The sequence below is a fragment of the Flexivirga sp. YIM B11880 genome (assembly GCF_058148645.1).
This window is the reverse complement of sequence record NZ_JBMAMH010000005.1, coordinates 207,031-221,543: the sequence shown is the minus strand read 5'-3', so window position 1 is coordinate 221,543 and position 14,513 is coordinate 207,031. Positions and strand designations below refer to the sequence as shown.

The 14,513-nt window shown below is 68.1% G+C and carries 17 protein-coding genes; 12 read left to right on the top strand and 5 right to left on the bottom strand.

Annotated elements, in window-relative coordinates; all coding sequences use genetic code 11:
* Positions 1-49 precede the first annotated feature (49 nt).
* From ACN8HC_RS10235 to ACN8HC_RS10225, 3 genes are read right to left on the bottom strand one after another with little or no spacing between them, the layout of a single operon-like run.
* Positions 50-1,120, bottom strand: a complete 1,071-nt coding sequence (locus ACN8HC_RS10235) for an ABC transporter ATP-binding protein (RefSeq protein ID WP_490074723.1) — start codon at positions 1,118-1,120, stop codon at positions 50-52.
* Positions 1,117-2,652, bottom strand: coding sequence for an ABC transporter permease (locus ACN8HC_RS10230; protein ID WP_490074722.1), 1,536 nt, complete (start codon positions 2,650-2,652; stop codon positions 1,117-1,119). The genes ACN8HC_RS10235 and ACN8HC_RS10230 overlap by 4 nt, the downstream gene beginning before the upstream one ends.
* Positions 2,653-2,675: 23 nt before the next feature.
* Positions 2,676-3,740, bottom strand: a complete 1,065-nt coding sequence (locus ACN8HC_RS10225) for an iron ABC transporter substrate-binding protein (RefSeq protein ID WP_490074721.1) — start codon at positions 3,738-3,740, stop codon at positions 2,676-2,678.
* Positions 3,741-4,157: 417 nt separating this feature from the next.
* Between ACN8HC_RS10225 and ACN8HC_RS10220 the strand changes: the two genes are divergently transcribed.
* The 5 genes from ACN8HC_RS10220 (at position 4,158) to ACN8HC_RS10200 (ending at position 8,309) form a co-directional block, all read left to right on the top strand.
* Positions 4,158-5,177, top strand: coding sequence for a sodium:calcium antiporter (locus ACN8HC_RS10220; protein ID WP_490074720.1), 1,020 nt, complete (start codon positions 4,158-4,160; stop codon positions 5,175-5,177).
* A 266-nt stretch (positions 5,178-5,443) separates the two neighbouring features.
* Entirely contained in the window at positions 5,444-5,821 is a 378-nt protein-coding gene (locus tag ACN8HC_RS10215) for an ArsR/SmtB family transcription factor (protein WP_490074796.1), read from the top strand.
* A complete protein-coding gene (locus ACN8HC_RS10210; RefSeq protein ID WP_490074719.1) occupies positions 5,782-6,576 on the top strand; it encodes a cation efflux transmembrane domain-containing protein in 795 nt (264 codons plus the stop codon). The genes ACN8HC_RS10215 and ACN8HC_RS10210 overlap by 40 nt, the downstream gene beginning before the upstream one ends.
* Complete coding sequence (locus tag ACN8HC_RS10205; RefSeq protein WP_490074718.1) at positions 6,573-7,589, top strand: cation diffusion facilitator family transporter; 1,017 nt, start codon at positions 6,573-6,575, stop codon at positions 7,587-7,589. Before ACN8HC_RS10210 ends, ACN8HC_RS10205 begins: the two co-directional genes overlap by 4 nt.
* A gap of 24 nt (positions 7,590-7,613) precedes the next feature.
* Positions 7,614-8,309 carry a DUF305 domain-containing protein gene (locus tag ACN8HC_RS10200; RefSeq protein ID WP_490074717.1) on the top strand — a complete coding sequence of 232 codons (696 nt, stop codon included), beginning with the start codon at positions 7,614-7,616 and terminating at the stop codon, positions 8,307-8,309.
* A 92-nt stretch (positions 8,310-8,401) separates the two neighbouring features.
* On the opposite strand, the gene ACN8HC_RS10195 is transcribed toward ACN8HC_RS10200, so the two are convergent.
* Positions 8,402-8,932, bottom strand: a complete 531-nt coding sequence (locus ACN8HC_RS10195; protein ID WP_490074716.1) for a thioredoxin-like domain-containing protein — start codon at positions 8,930-8,932, stop codon at positions 8,402-8,404.
* Between the two features lie 195 nt (positions 8,933-9,127).
* Positions 9,128-10,060, bottom strand: a complete 933-nt coding sequence (locus tag ACN8HC_RS10190; protein WP_490074715.1) for a WD40/YVTN/BNR-like repeat-containing protein — start codon at positions 10,058-10,060, stop codon at positions 9,128-9,130.
* Positions 10,061-10,169: 109 nt separating this feature from the next.
* Here ACN8HC_RS10190 and ACN8HC_RS10185 point away from each other — a divergent pair, with 109 nt between their 5' ends.
* From ACN8HC_RS10185 to ACN8HC_RS10155, 7 genes are all read left to right on the top strand, one after another.
* The gene (locus ACN8HC_RS10185) at positions 10,170-10,559 is read left to right on the top strand and encodes a BlaI/MecI/CopY family transcriptional regulator (protein WP_490074714.1); all 390 of its coding nucleotides are present in this window, start codon (positions 10,170-10,172) and stop codon (positions 10,557-10,559) included.
* 134 nt (positions 10,560-10,693) lie between these two features.
* On the top strand, positions 10,694-11,545 hold the full coding sequence (locus ACN8HC_RS10180; RefSeq protein WP_490074713.1) for a M56 family metallopeptidase: 852 nt from the start codon (positions 10,694-10,696) through the stop codon (positions 11,543-11,545).
* A gap of 82 nt (positions 11,546-11,627) precedes the next feature.
* A complete protein-coding gene (locus tag ACN8HC_RS10175; protein WP_490074712.1) occupies positions 11,628-11,846 on the top strand; it encodes a hypothetical protein in 219 nt (72 codons plus the stop codon).
* Positions 11,847-12,070: 224 nt separating this feature from the next.
* Positions 12,071-12,247 (top strand): hypothetical protein, encoded by a 177-nt coding sequence (locus tag ACN8HC_RS10170; protein WP_490074711.1) that lies wholly within the window; start codon positions 12,071-12,073, stop codon positions 12,245-12,247.
* A 4-nt stretch (positions 12,248-12,251) separates the two neighbouring features.
* Entirely contained in the window at positions 12,252-13,148 is an 897-nt protein-coding gene (locus ACN8HC_RS10165) for a prolipoprotein diacylglyceryl transferase (RefSeq protein ID WP_490074710.1), read from the top strand.
* 38 nt (positions 13,149-13,186) lie between these two features.
* A complete protein-coding gene (locus ACN8HC_RS10160; RefSeq protein WP_490074709.1) occupies positions 13,187-13,771 on the top strand; it encodes a TlpA family protein disulfide reductase in 585 nt (194 codons plus the stop codon).
* Positions 13,768-14,511 (top strand): cytochrome c biogenesis CcdA family protein, encoded by a 744-nt coding sequence (locus ACN8HC_RS10155; RefSeq protein ID WP_490074708.1) that lies wholly within the window; start codon positions 13,768-13,770, stop codon positions 14,509-14,511. Before ACN8HC_RS10160 ends, ACN8HC_RS10155 begins: the two co-directional genes overlap by 4 nt.
* Positions 14,512-14,513: the final 2 nt, after the last annotated feature.

Below are 14,513 nucleotides of genomic sequence, written 5' to 3'. Positions count from 1 at the left end.
GATGGCTCTAGTGGCTCAGAATGAGGTGCGCCTTATCGCCAGGCTCAGGCTACGAGAGGCAGACGGCGGAAGCCGGACGACTGCTCTGTGGTCCGGTCAATAGGTCAACACGTGCAGCACTACCGAGAGTCACTCTCACCTCATCGCCTGGGTTGAGGTCACTCCCCGGGGAGCAGCGCAGCACAACCGGTGACTTCTCGCCGGGTACTGATACGACGAGCCGCACGTGGTCACCGCGGAATCCAGTGGAGACGATGCGACAACCGGTGGTTTCGGTCGCGCGAGACACCTGCACCTGCTCGGGACGCAAGACCAGTCGCACTGCTCCACGAAAGTCCGCTGACACCGGGACGGTGCCGAGCGCACAGCGCGCTACCCCCGCCTCGGCCGACGCCGTCAGTTCCACGGTGTCGCCGACGAAGCGAGCGGTTTGCGCATCGACGGGATGCTGGTAGACGGCTTCCGGAGACCCGACCTGACGGAAGACGCCGTCGGACATCACTGCCATCTGGTCGGCGAACGACAGCGCCTCCTCCTGGTCGTGGGTCACCAGCACGGTGGCAATGTCCGCCTCCCGCAGAGCTGCACCCGCGATCTCGCGGGTGCGCGCGCGCAGTCCGGTGTCCAGCGCCGAGAACGGCTCGTCCAGCAACATGACGCGTGGCTGCAGGGCGAGCGCTCGGGCCAGCGAGACGCGCTGCTGCTGACCGCCGGACAGTTCGTCGGGTCGCTTTCGGGCAACAGCCGGATCGAGGTCCAGGGTGCGCAGCAGTTGAGCGATCCGCTCTGAGCTGCGTTGCCGGCGTGGCAGGCCGAAGCCGACGTTGTGCCCCACCGACAGGTGCGGAAAGAGCGCACCGTCCTGGGCGACATACCCGACGGCGCGCCGGTGGGCCGACACCCAGGATCCTCCGGCGACCACGCGATCACCGACGCTGATCACGCCGGCGTCCGGTGTCTCGAACCCGGCGATGCAGCGCAGCAGTGTTGTCTTGCCGCAGCCGGACGGTCCGACCACCGCGGCGATCGAACCGTGCGCCACCTCCAGCGAGATGCCTTGCAGCACAGGCGTATTGCCGTAGGACTTGCTGACTTCGCGCAGCGACAGTGCGTAGGTCATGACAGGCCAGCCACCTTTCGAGACTGCTGGAACAACAGGTAGGTCATGGGCAGCGAGAGGACCACGAGCAGGAATGCGTATGGCGCCGCCGCGGCGTAGTCGATCTCGGAGGTCAGCGACCAGAACTGCGTTGCCAGCGTCGTGGTCCCTGTCGGCGCCAGTAACAGGGTCGCGGTCAGCTCGCCGGTGACGCCCAGGAAGGTCAGCGCGATCGCACCGCCCAGCGCGGGCGCGAGCAGTGGCAGGGTCACCCGCACGAACGCCATCGCGTGGGAAGTCCCCAGCGATCGCGCGGCCTCCTCCAGCGCGGGTGGCGCCTGCGCGATGCCAGCGCGCAGAGTGACGACCGCCCGGGGGAGGAAGAGAACGGCATACGCACCGATCAGCAGGATCGGCGTCTGATAGACCACCTGGGCGTACCGGATCGCGTATGAGACGACGGCCAGGCCAACCACGATGCCGGGCAGGGATGCCGCGATGAAGGTGGCACCCTCGAGGGCGCGCACCCAGCGGCCCGGGTGGCGGACGGACAACCAGGCGATCGGTAGCCCCGCAGCGCACGTGATCAGCCCGGCGAGGACGCCGTACAGCAGGGTTGTGCCGAGTATGGACAGGAGTTCGCCACTCCAGACGGCGGCGCCGCCGCTGACCAGCCAACGACCGATGCTCCAGCCGGGCACCCCGAGGGAGAGGACGAGGACGACCAGTGCACCGGCCCAACACGGCACTGACCAGCCGCCGAGCGGTGCGAGCCGCGGTCGACGTGCCGCGCCCGGTCCGACGCGCGCATAACGCTCCCGCCCGCGAACGCCGGCCTCAGCGGTCAACAGCAGGAGGCAGCACAGCAGTAGAACTCCGGCGAGCATGGCAGCGGCGGTGCTGGCGAACGTCGAGCGGTACTGGTCGTAGATGGCCGTGGTGAACGTGTCGTAGCGCACGAACGCGAAGGCACCGTACTCCGCGAGCAGATGCACTCCGACCAGGAGCGCACCGCCCAGCACCGGCAACCGCAGTTGAGGAAGGACGACGCGCACCAGAACCGCGGCCGGACCGAGTCCGAGCGATCGTGCGGACTCCTCCACCGCCGGGTCCAGCCTGCGCAGCGTCGCCATCACGGGGATGTACACGAACGGGAAGTAGGACGCGACCGAGACCAGCAGCGCACCGCCGAGTCCGCCGATCGAGGGCCAGATGGTCGCCCAGGCGTAGCTCGCGACGAACGCCGGCACCGCCAGCGGGGCGGCGAACAGCAGGGCGAGCACGCCTCGCCCGCGCAGCGCGGTGCGCTCGACCAGCAGCGCCGCGGCCACCCCGAGCACGACGGTGGCCGGCACGGCGGTCACCACCAGCTTGACCGTGTTGCCCAGCAACTGACCGACCCGGGCGCGGAAGACCAACTCGTATGCCGTGGACCATCCGGCGTCCAGCGCCGACTGGATGACGTAGGCCAGCGGCACCAGGCAGGCCAGCGTCACCAGGACTGCAAGCAGGGTCGCCAGAGCCGGCGGGCGGGCCGACCGGGTCGCGCCCACCCGCTGCGGGGCTCGGGTCAGGGTCAGAGCAGACCAGCCTGCTGCATCAGTGACACGACCTCAGGGCCGTTGAGGCTGGCCGGATCGATCTTGGGCGCTCCGAGCTCGGACAACGGCTTCAGGCGCGAGTTCGAAGCGGCGCCCTTGGCGACGGCATACTCGAAGGACGAGCCGGTCTTGAGCACGTTCTGACCCTGCTTGCCGACGATGTAGGCCAGGAAGGCCTGCGCAGCCGTCGAGTTCTTGCTCGACTTCAGCACACCGCCGCCGGACACCGACACGAACGCACCAGGGTCCTTGTGGCCGAAGTAGTCCAGCGCGACGTTGTTGCTGTTCTCGCCGGTCTTGGCCTGGTCTCCGAACCAGTAGTAGTGGTAGATGACACCACCGTCGATCTCACCCGAGTTGACCGCCTTCATCACCGCGCTGTTGCCCTTGTAGATCTTGGCGTTGGTCTTCATCGCCTTGAGCCACCCCAGGGTGTCGTCCTTGCCCTTCACCTGCAGCATCGCGCTGACGATCGCCTGGAAGTCGGCGCCCGAGGGAGACGCGCCCCACCGCCCCTTCCACGTGGGCTTAGCCAGATCCATGATCGACGCGGGGAGTCCGGCAGGCTTCAGATCCTTCTTGTCGTATGCGAAAACCGTTGAGCGCGCTGCGATTCCAACCCAATCACCGCTTGTGGGGCGGTATGACGCGCGCACCCGCTGCAGTGTCGCCTTGTCCACGGGCGCGAAGAGCCCCTTGGCGCTGACGATCGACATGGCCGGCGAGTTCTCAGTCAGGAACACGTCCGCAGGTGAGGCCTTCCCCTCGGCCACGATCTGGTTGCCCATCTCGCTGTCGTCACCATTGCGCAGATTGACCTTGACGCCGGTCGCCTTGGTGAACCCGTCGGCCCACGCCTGACCCAGCTCCTCGTGCTGCGCGTTGTAGACGGTGATCTCACCGGACGGCTTGCCCGAGGCGCCCCCGGACGTACCACCGGACGCGCCATTGCTCGAGCCGCTGCCGCAGGCGGCGAGCGAGGCAATGAGGGCAACAGGGAGGATGGCCGCGAGAGAGTGGCGGCGGAAACGGGTTCGCATGGCAGGTAAGGCTAACCTACCTATTCTGCCGCCGCTGAGGGCCCCGGGTGGCCGACCGACCTGCAGCGCGAAAAGGACTATGGTCCAGGAGAATTGAATGGCACAGCTCCGCCGTGCCGATCGGCTTTGCGGCGCCGCGGGAGTTCCGAGGAGTGGTTCAGTAGCAGCCTGGCCCATGGCTGCCCTGCGGCCCCTGGGCCTACCGCTGATATCGTGCGCCTCTGTTGAAGGGGAGTAGCCCGCTACCGACGAGTCGACACGCTGGACAGTTCTCTGTCCCGGCTCCCGGGCCCGCGCACACAGCGGGTGGGCAAGACCTTCGGCCTGCGAAACCGTCCATGGTTCCCGCGGGTCGAGGTTGGTGCACTCCCGTTCACTTTCTTCCTCTCGCGGCCTGATCCGAGAGGAACCCCGTTCGTGGTTCACGTCTTCTTACTGTTGGGCTGCGCGGTGGCCATCTACCTGGCCTGCGAGTGGTTCGTCAACGCCGTCGAGTGGCTGGGCGCCCGGCTACAGGTGGGCGCCGGCGCGGTCGGCTCCATCCTGGCCGCGGCCGGGACCGCACTGCCCGAGAGCGTGGTCACCCTGGTCGCTGTGCTGTTCGGCAGCCCGCAGGCCGGCAACGACATCGCCGTAGGTGCCGCGCTCGGCGGCCCGCTGGTGGTTGGCACGCTTGCCTACGCCGTCACCGGCGCGATGCTGCTGCTGCGCCGACGCCATAGGCTCGATGGTTCCGACGACACCGACGAGGAGCGCGCCGCGTTGTCCGGAGCCAACGGTGCCCGCCTGGCGACCGACCAGACCTGGTTCGTGGCGATCTTCGTGGTCAAGGTCGCCCTCGGCCTGGTCGCCTTCGCGATCAAACCCTGGCTGGGACTGGTCTTCTTCGCCGCCTACGGCGTCTATTTCTGGCGCGAGATGCGCCAGGACGACGAGGTCGCCAGCCACGACGACCTCGAACCACTGAAGCTGCAACCCCAGCGGGTGCACCCGGCCACCTGGGCGGTCACCGCGCAAGCCCTGGTCACCTTGGTGATCATCTTCGCGGCGTCGCAGCTGTTCGTGGCGCAACTGGAATGGGCCGGTCCCGCGCTCGGCCTGCCCGCGGTGGTCGTTGCCCTACTGTTGTCGCCGGTCGCGACCGAACTGCCCGAGATCCTCAACGCGATCATCTGGGTGCGTCAGGGCAAGACCCAGCTCGCGCTGGGCAACATTTCCGGCGCGATGATGATCCAAGCCACCGTGCCGTCCGGCATCGGCCTACTCGGCACCCCGTGGATGTTCGACACCCCGCTGCTGATGGCGGCCGGAGCCACCCTGGCCTCCGTCCTCTACCTGCTCTGGTTGATTCGGACCCGGCGCGCGACCGCACAGACTTTGACCGGCGCCGGAGTCTTCTACGTGTTGTTCGCGGCGGGCCTGGCCACCGCGCTGTGAAGCGGATGGAAGCGCATTTCGTCGTGACGCGTCCCGGTTGGCCCATTAGCCCTCGGTCAGCTGCGCAAGTCCTCGCCGGCCTGCTGCGATCGCTCAGCTCCGAGAGCGTCGCCACGATTCGCGGACTGGGCCAGGCCAGCCAGTATCACGGAACAGTCCAGCAAACTGCCCGGCGCCATCACCGGTGAGTTCCATGGGGCTACGCAATGCCCCTCTGAGCGCAGAAGATCATGATCGTCGTTACGCGCTATCATTGACATGTGACGATGAAAACTCACGCGGACGTGACTCCACTAGCAGTCGGTACGGAGGTCGAGGCGTTGACTGCCGCGGCGTGCATGTTCAAGAGCCTGGGTGACCCGACCCGATTGGCGATCGTGCAGCACTTGGCGCTCGGGGAGCACCGGGTGGTGGATATGACTGCGCACCTGGGGTTGGCGCAGTCGACGGTATCGGCGCACCTTGCCTGCCTGAAGGACTGTGATCTCGTCGCGTCCCGGCCCGTGGGCCGAGCCTCGATGTTCTCCTTGAAACATCCCGAGTTGCTGGACTTGCTCCGACAGGCCGAGGTGCTGCTGGGAGTGACCCGGGACGCGGTGACGCTGTGCTCGACCTTCGGCTCGGCCGCGGCGGGGCCGCGGTGACCGCGTCCACCGCGGTAGTTCCCGAGTTAGACCGAGCGCGGCTTGCCCTGCGGGCTCAACTGCTGGCGGCAGCGACCGTCGGATACAACCTGGTCGAAGCGGTGGTGGCTGTGTCCGCAGGCCGGGTAGCCGGTTCGTCAGCGCTGGTCGGGTTCGGTCTGGACTCGGTGGTCGAGGTGTCCTCAGGGCTGATCATCTTGTGGCAGTTCCGCCACCACGTACCCGAGTCCCGGGAAGCGCAGGCGCTTCGACTGATGGCTTTCGCGTTCTTCGCCCTGGCCGCCTACGTCACCGGTGACGCGGTCCGGACGCTCGCCGGATCCGGTGCACCGCAGGCCTCCACGGTCGGGGTGATCCTGGCTGCCCTTTCCCTGGCCGTGATGCCGTTCCTGTCCTGGGCGCAGCGAAGAACCGGGCGGTCGCTGGGCTCCGGGTCGGTGGTCGCGGATTCCAAGCAGACCCTGCTGTGCACTTACCTGTCGGCGGTGCTGCTGGCCGGGCTGCTGCTGAACGCCGGCCTGGGCTGGTGGTGGGCCGACCCGGTCGTCGGGTTGGTCATCGCCGCCGTCGCCACCCGCGAGGGCCTCCAGGCATGGCGTGGTGAATCCTGTGGCTGCGCGCCGGCGCGGGACCTGGCCGACGGCACCGACAGCGCCGCCGGTGCGGGGTGCGGGTGCGGGCCGGGCTGCACCGACTCCTGCTGCCAACCAGCAGCCTCGGTCACCGACGCGCCAGCCGGGAAGCGGAGCGCATGAGTACCTCACCACCCGACAACGACCCGCGCGTCGGCACTGCACCCGACGGTACGAGCGGGCACACCACGCCGGCCACGAACTCCGGCGGCGGTCATGATCACGGGGCTGGTGGTGGTCACTCCCACGGGGTGGCCGCAAACGCCGACCGGCGGTACCTGCGCGGCGCGCTGATCCTGCTGGTTCTGTTCATGGTCGGCGAGGTGATCGTCGCGTTCGTGTCCGGGTCGTTGGCGCTGTTGTCCGATGCGGGGCACATGCTGTCCGACGTTGGCGCCATCGCCGCCGCGCTGTGGGCGATGCGACTGGCCGCCCGCCCCGCACGGGGGGCGTGGACGTTCGGGTGGAAACGCGCCGAGATCCTGTCCGCGGCCGGCAACGGGATCACCTTGCTGGTGGTCTCCGGTGTCGTCGGCGTCGAGGCGATTCGGCGCCTGATCCACCCGCCCGCGGTCGAGGGTGGGCCGGTCCTGGTCGTCGCCTTGGTCGGGGTCGCGGTCAACATCGGCGCCGCGTGGTTGCTGGCCCGGGCGAACCGGACCAGCCTGAACGTCGAGGGCGCCTACCAGCACATCCTGACCGACCTGTACGGGTTCATCGGCACCGTGGTCGCCGGGATCGTCATCCTGGTGACTGGGTGGACCCGCGCCGACGCCGTCGCCTCCCTGGTTGTGGTTGCGCTGATGCTGCACGCTGCCTGGGGGCTGTTGCGCGACTCTGGACGGGTGCTGCTGGAAGCAGCCCCAGAGGGGACCGACCTGGATGACATCCGCGCCCACCTGCTCGGGGTCGAGCACGTCGTCGACGTGCATGACCTGCATGTCTGGACCGTGACCACGGACCTGCCTGCCCTGTCCGCGCATGTGGTCGTCGAGGACTCCTGTTTCACCGACGGGCACGCCCCGCAACTGCTGGACCAGGTGCAGGCGTGCCTGGGCGGGCACTTCGATGTCGAGCACTCCACGTTCCAACTCGAACCGGCCGCACATGTCACGCACGAGCCCGGAACCCACTGAGCAAACAACGGTTTGGAAGGAAGCATGACCATTGACGACCCTGCGGGTTCGCTCGATTTGGCGCGGAGTCCGAGAGCCGGGCGAGCGGGTGCCGCGGCGCGGTCTGGCGGTACTTCTGCCCGCGCATGGGTGCTGGCATTGGGGTGCGTCGCGTCAGCGGTTGTAGCAGTCTTGTTAGCGGGCGTCGTTGGTTACCGCGCGGGCGACGCGGTGCCGGGCAACGACAGCGCTGAGGCAGGCTTCGCCAGGGATATGCAGGTACACCACGCGCAGGCCGTCCAGATGGCCTTCATCATCCGGGACAAGAGCAAGAATCCAACGATCAAGACGATCGCCTTCGACATCATCAGCACCCAGCAGCAACAGGCCGGCCAGATGTTCGGATGGCTCGAGCAATGGCGATTACCTCAGGCGGCAACACGGCAACCGATGTCCTGGATGCCGGCGACTCACGTCGGTCAGGCAACGACACATCGGGGTGGAAGAATGCCCGGGATGGCATCGCAGTCGCAGCTCAACCAGCTGCGATCCCTTGTCGGCGCCGCCGCGGACCGGCGCTTTCTGACACTGATGATCGCCCACCACCGTGGTGGCCTCATGATGGCCGAGGCCGTCCAGCCCCTTACCCAGAATGCTGCCGTAGACGCTCTCGCGGCCGCGATAGAGACGTCGCAACGGGCTGAGATTGGCCAGATGACCCGGTTGCGCGCCACGCTATGACGCTGCCCGACTGGGCCGAGCGCCCGGCCGGCGCACAGAACGTCAAGTCAGTGCGCGAGACATCCCGTGCCCGGCCGGACCCGAGGCGTCGGTCAGTTCGCTGGGGACCCGGTGCCGCCGGTGCAGGGGGCGCCGGGCTCGGGGGTCTGAGGACCCTGCTTGTATTTGGTGACGAACGCCTTCAGCCGCTTATCGGTCGCGTTCTGCAGTCGTAGCTGAACACCCCACGCGGACACGACCACTGGTGCCGGCAAGCCTGGGTACGGCGAGAGGGTCAGGTAGGTCTGCCCACCGACCAGTTGCCGCAATGCCTTGACTTCGGTGGCGGGCAGCGATGGTTGGTAGGTGATCCAAACGGCGCCGTGCTCCAGGTCGTGGACGGCGTTCTCGTTTCGCACCGGAGCGGTGTAGATGCCGCAGTTCAACCAGGTGGGGTCGTGGTCGCCTCCGACCGGAGGCGTCTGCGGGTACCGCACTGTGGTGGTGACGTGGCCGGGTCGGGACACCGGGTACGTCTTGACCGCCCCCAGAGATACCTGCGCGGGCCGGTTGGCAAGCACGGCCCACGACACCCCGCCGCCCACGACGACCAGGATTGCGACGACGGCTCCGACCCATGTCATTGTGCGTCGGCGGGACCGCCGGCTCTGTTGTCGGCGGAGCTGGTCCAGGCGAAGCTGTCGGGCGCTCATGTCAGCGTTTGTTTTCCGTGGTGTCATTGCGTTGGGTCTCCCGTGCCGATCGTCAGTTGGTGCGGTAGGCGGTGGTTCGCTGCGCCGGCCGGTCGCTCTTGCGGGTTCCTGGCGCCTGCTTCGACGTCAGCCATCGGTGGGTGGCGCCGACTTGTCAGCTTCTGACCACGTCTTCCCTTGATCGCGACTGGCATAGATCACCGCACGCTGGTCCCGCAAGACTCCAGCCAGCAGCGTGCTGCGGGAGCCGAAGGTGACGGCAGAGGTTCCAGCTGGAACGCTGAACGGCTGCCAGGTGGCTCCGTCGTTACTGCTGGTGGCAGCACCTGTCATGCCAATGACGACCAGCTGGCGGTGGTCGGCAGGGTTCCACGCGACGGCCATCGCGCCAACCGGGCCACCGGTCGGACGCCAGGTGCGGCCGCCGTCAACGGTGCGCATCAGCCCGGTTGCCATGTCGGGTGCGAAGGCGTGGGAGGGGTTCTTCGGGTCCACCAAGATAGTGCCCATGAAGCTTTGCCCATGGCGTGCATTGCGCAGCTCCCAGGTGTGGCCGCCGTCTAGGGAGGCGAACAGACCGGCTTGCGGGGATCCCAAATAGATCACTGTTCCCTCCCCGCCGAGGGAGTGCACGTCAGAGACTGGCGCCGCGACCTTGGTGAATGTGGTTCCTTCATCCACCGAACGGAACAGACCCGGGTGACCACCGACGAGCAGGCTGCTCCCTGAGGCGGCCCAGCCCATCGCATCAGCGCCGGCCAACGACGCTATCGGTCGCAGGTGCTGGCCACCGTCGGTGGAGGTGACCACGGCGTCATGACCTCCTACATACAGCTTGCCGGCGTCGAAAAAGACCGTGTGCAGGTCTCCGCCGATCTGTGCGCCCGCGCCGGTCTGGCTGTCAGCCGCCGACCGAGACTTCGGCGCTGCGAACGTTAGGGCTGCTACCCCGGTGACAATCACGAGTACTACGCCGATCGCCAGCCACATCCAGTTGCGGGGCCGGCCGCCGGTCGTGGCCGCGAAGGTCGTCGAGATGTTTTGCTTGAGATGAGGCACGCGCACACTCTACTAGGCTAATTAGGAAGCGCCTGGCGGGTCGGCGCTCCTGCCTAAGTCGCTTAGGATGTGCGCCAGAAGTCATACGACTGGAGAAGGAGTCCTGCAGATGCCGCGCTTTGGCGACCTGGAGGCCGCGATCATGGACCAAGTGTGGGCGCTCGGCGACCCGGTCCGAGTCCGGGATGTGCTGGAGGAACTCCAGCGCAGCCCGGTGCCGGCATACACGACGGTGCAGACGGTGATGGACATCCTCTTTCGCAAGGGATGGCTGACCCGACGCAAGCGCGGGCGGGTCAATCTGTACGCCGCTGCGGCCAGCAGGGAGGACTATGTCGCACAGCTGATGGGTGAGGCCCTCGCCGAGGCCAAGGACCGCTCGGCCGTGCTGGTGCGGCTGGTGGGGGAAATGGACCCCGCCGAGTCCGCAGAACTTCGCACGCTGCTTGAGGCCGCCCGCTCCGACCGCTCAGATCCTGATTCCGAGGGGGCACAGTGACCACGGCAGTAGTTCTGTTGAGTTACGCCGCCGTGGTCGCAATGGTCGGCCCTTGGATGCTCCTGACCGGCGGGTGGAGCGACCGGGCGCCGCGATTGGCAATTATTGCGTGGCAATGCCTGACCGTGTCCGTCGTGGCAGCGGTCGCCCTCGCCGGCGTTGCCCTGCTGATCCCCACCGCCAGTGTCAGCGGAGGCCTCGCAGAATTACTGCGCGCATGCGCGATGGCGTTGAGCGCACAGTACTCGTCGCCCGGCGGTGCCGCAGCTGCCGCTACGGGGGCGATCCTGATGACGGCTGTCCTGGGACGACTGGCGTGGTGCCTCACCGCCGTGCTGACGGACGCGCGCCGCCGCAGGTCCCGCCATCGAACCACGTTGGACCTGGTCGGCACGACGGTTCCAGGTCTGGATGCCGTGGTGCTGAGCGCCGACCGCCCCGCGGTGTACTGCCTGCCCGGACGCCATCGACGGATCGTCGTCACCTCAGGCGCATTGCAGCTCCTGACCGAGGAACAACTCACGCTGGTTCTTCGCCATGAGCAAGCCCACGCCCGGCAGCGACACGATCTGGTTCTCGCCTGGTCACAGACCACCGCAAAGGCGTTCCCCCGGGTGCCGCTGTTCGCGACTGCGCGTGCCGAGAGCGCTCGGTTGGTTGAACTGCTCGCCGACGACGTGGCCATCGGCCACGACGGGAACCCACTCGCCCTCGCCGACGCCCTCTTGACACTGAGCAGCGCACCCGCGCCAGTGGCGGCACTGGCTGCGGGCGGCTCGACCGCGGGGGCGAGAGTCCGTCGCCTCATCAACCCGCGCAGACCGCTAGGCCGCCTCGGCGGGGCTCTCACCGCGGCGGCGGCCCTAGGAATGCTGCTATTGCCCGTAGCGGTGGCGGTAGGTCCGGCAGCGTCGGCGACCCGGATGGACTACTGCCCAACGGCCGCCCCCTCAGTTGCGGCCTCGACGCCCAGCGCGGCTGGCTGAGGGCGTTGCTGCCTAATTACTAATCTCCTTAGTTGTTTCGTGTATGGTGTGCGCGTAAACAACTCATGGAGAGGCTCAGGCGATGAATTGGTTGTACGCCCTACCGGTCCTGGCATGTCCCGTTGGGATGGGGTTGATGATGTGGCTGATGATGCGCCCGGGGCGATCCCAGAGCCCCAGTGCCGACCCAGCGTCAGGCGAGGAGATCGAGCAGCTGCGCGCCGAGGTCAGCCGGTTGCGGCAATCCCAATTCGGCGGTTACCCACCGCACGGTGATGGCGTCCTGCTGGACAAACGGTAGCCACCCCGCAACAACAACCTGGTCCGCCAGCCCTGGTCGGGGGCATTGGCCCTAGCCCAGCAAACACGTGGACCCACGCGCGCCGGCGCGCGCCCGGCCTCCGCGCGCCCGGGGCCCTTTGTGACGGCAGCACACACACCCCAGACTGGAGCGATCCCCGAATGCCAGACACCTCACCTGCCCCGCCGTCAATGCCCGCCCGGTGGCGACGGCACCGACGGCTCGTGCGGCTCGGACAGGCGCTGATGCTCGTCGGCCTCGTCATCGCCGCCGTGCACGCGGTGATGCACATGGCCGGCAACCCCTCCGGTTGGACCGACCTGACCGTCGGCTACCCGACGGCGGCCGTGGTCGCGTTCGCCGGTGCCATCCTGGCCGGCCGGGCGGAGCCGAAGGCATGAACCGATGATCACGACCCCCTCTCTCGACGCCACGCTGGGCGTCGGCTACCGGCCGGTGCCGACCGTGCTGGGGATCTCACCGCACGGGATTCTCGCGGCGGTAGGCATCGTCGCCGGGTATTGGGTCCTGCGCGGCTTGGCGCGGCGGCACGACCTGCCATGGGATGTGCTCGAGCGGGCGATTCTGTGGGCGATACCCGCGGGAATCGTGGGAGCCCGGGCTGACTTCGTGCTGTCTCACCCCGGCGAGTTCGACTCCGTCGGCAGCGTGCTACAGGTCTGGAACGGTGGCTTGGCCCTATTCGGCGGTTTGATCGCGGCGATCACGGTGGCACTGCTCGTGTTGCGTCGCGACCGGCTGCCGTTACGACTGGTGCTCGACGTTGCGGCCCCGGCGATCGCGCTGGCCATCGGCATCGGGCGCATCGGTGACTTGCTGCTCACCGATCACCTGGGCAAACCAGCCAGTTCGGCGTTCGCGCTGGCATACCGGGTGCCGTTCGGCGCCGACCTGGCGCCCGGGTTCGGCCCGAGCCCGGCCCGTGCCCCTGGGGTTGGGGAGTCCTGCGCCGACGTGGGGCGGTTTTTCGCCGGGTGCAGTTATCACCTGACACCGGCATACGACCTTGGCGGTGCCCTGGTCCTGAGCGCATTCCTGTGGTGGCTGCTGGTGCGGCGCCTACACCCGGAAGGCGCCGTGTTCGCGCTGTTCGTGATTGGGTACGCCACCCAGCGGCTGATGATCGACGCCACCCGCGCCGTCGACGAACGGCCGCTGTGGGGGATGACCGGCACGCAACTGGCCGCGTTCGTACTCGCACTGGCCGGGGTGGCCTGCATCGGCTGGCTGTACACCCGGGACCGGTCGTTGCGCTCCGCACCCCGGCGGCGCCTGACGTGAAGCGGCCCGCTGTGTGCCGGCGCCACATGCTGCTGGCCGTGCTTGGCCTTGCCGGGGCAGGTGTGCTGGCCGGCTGCGGTACCAGCAACCCGGACTCGGTCGCCGCGCAGGCGCAGGGCGGCGACCAGAAGGGGTATGTCGCCGGTGACGGAACCGTCGCCCAGATCGCAGCGGCTGACCGGGGCAAGCCCGTTCGGCTGACCGGGGCCACCATTGACGGCGGCACCTGGTCGCTGGCCGGCCGCACCGGCGGGGTGGTGGTCAACGTGTGGGGCTCCTGGTGCCCACCGTGCATCCAGGAGACGCCGGACTTGAAGAAGGCCTACACCCGGCTGCGGTCCGTCCGTCCTCGGGTGGCGTTCGTCGGTGTGGACATCAAGGAGTCCCCGGCATCGGCGCAGTCCTTTGTCGTGAAGAACCGGGTCCCTTACCCGTCACTTGCTTATGAGGGCGGCAAGTCGCTGCTGGCATTGCATGGGATGGCCCCGGCGACCCCGACCACCCTGGTGCTGGACCAGCAGGGCCGGATCGCGGCGCGGGTTCTGGGCCCGGTTGACGCGACGACCTTGGTTGGGCTCGTGCAGGACGTCATCCCCAGCACACCGGCCGCAGGTACCCGATGATCCAGCAACTGGCAGCGGGACCATTCGTGCTTGCGCTGGCGGTGGCGCTGCTGGCCGGGCTGGTCTCGTTCGCCTCCCCGTGTGTGCTGCCGCTGGTACCCGGGTTTCTGGGCTACATCACCGGCCTGTCTGACGTGGCGCTGGAACACCGCCGCCGCTCCCCGATGCTGCTCGGCGCGGTGTTGTTCGTGGCCGGTTTCTCCAGCGTGTACCTACTGACGGCCGTGGCGATCTCCGCCCTGAGTCTGCGACTTCAGGCCCAACAGCCGCTGCTGCTGCGGATCGGCGGAGCACTGGTCCTGGTGATGGCCGTGCTGTTCCTGGGGGTCGGTAACCGGTTTGCCCGGGCACCGTCCTGGCGGCCCGCCGCAGGACTGGCCGGGGCACCACTGCTGGGGGCGGTCTTCGGGCTCGGATGGAGTCCGTGCCAGGGACCGGCACTGGCCGCGATCCTCGCGCTGGCCGCGCCGTTGTCGGCGCAGGCCCACACGGTGACCCGCGGCGCCGCGCTTGCCGCTGCGTACTGCGCGGGCCTCGGGGTCCCGTTCATTGCGATGGCGGGCGCCTACCAGCGTGCCGGACGGGTGAGCGGCTGGCTGCGAGAGCACCATCGGCCGATCCAGGTCACCGGCGGCTTGGCCCTGGCACTGGTCGGGACGCTGATGGTGACCGGCGTCTGGGAGGTCGCGATCACCTGGCTCCAGTCCCGGCTGGTGTCCCAATTCCAGACGGTGCTGTAGAT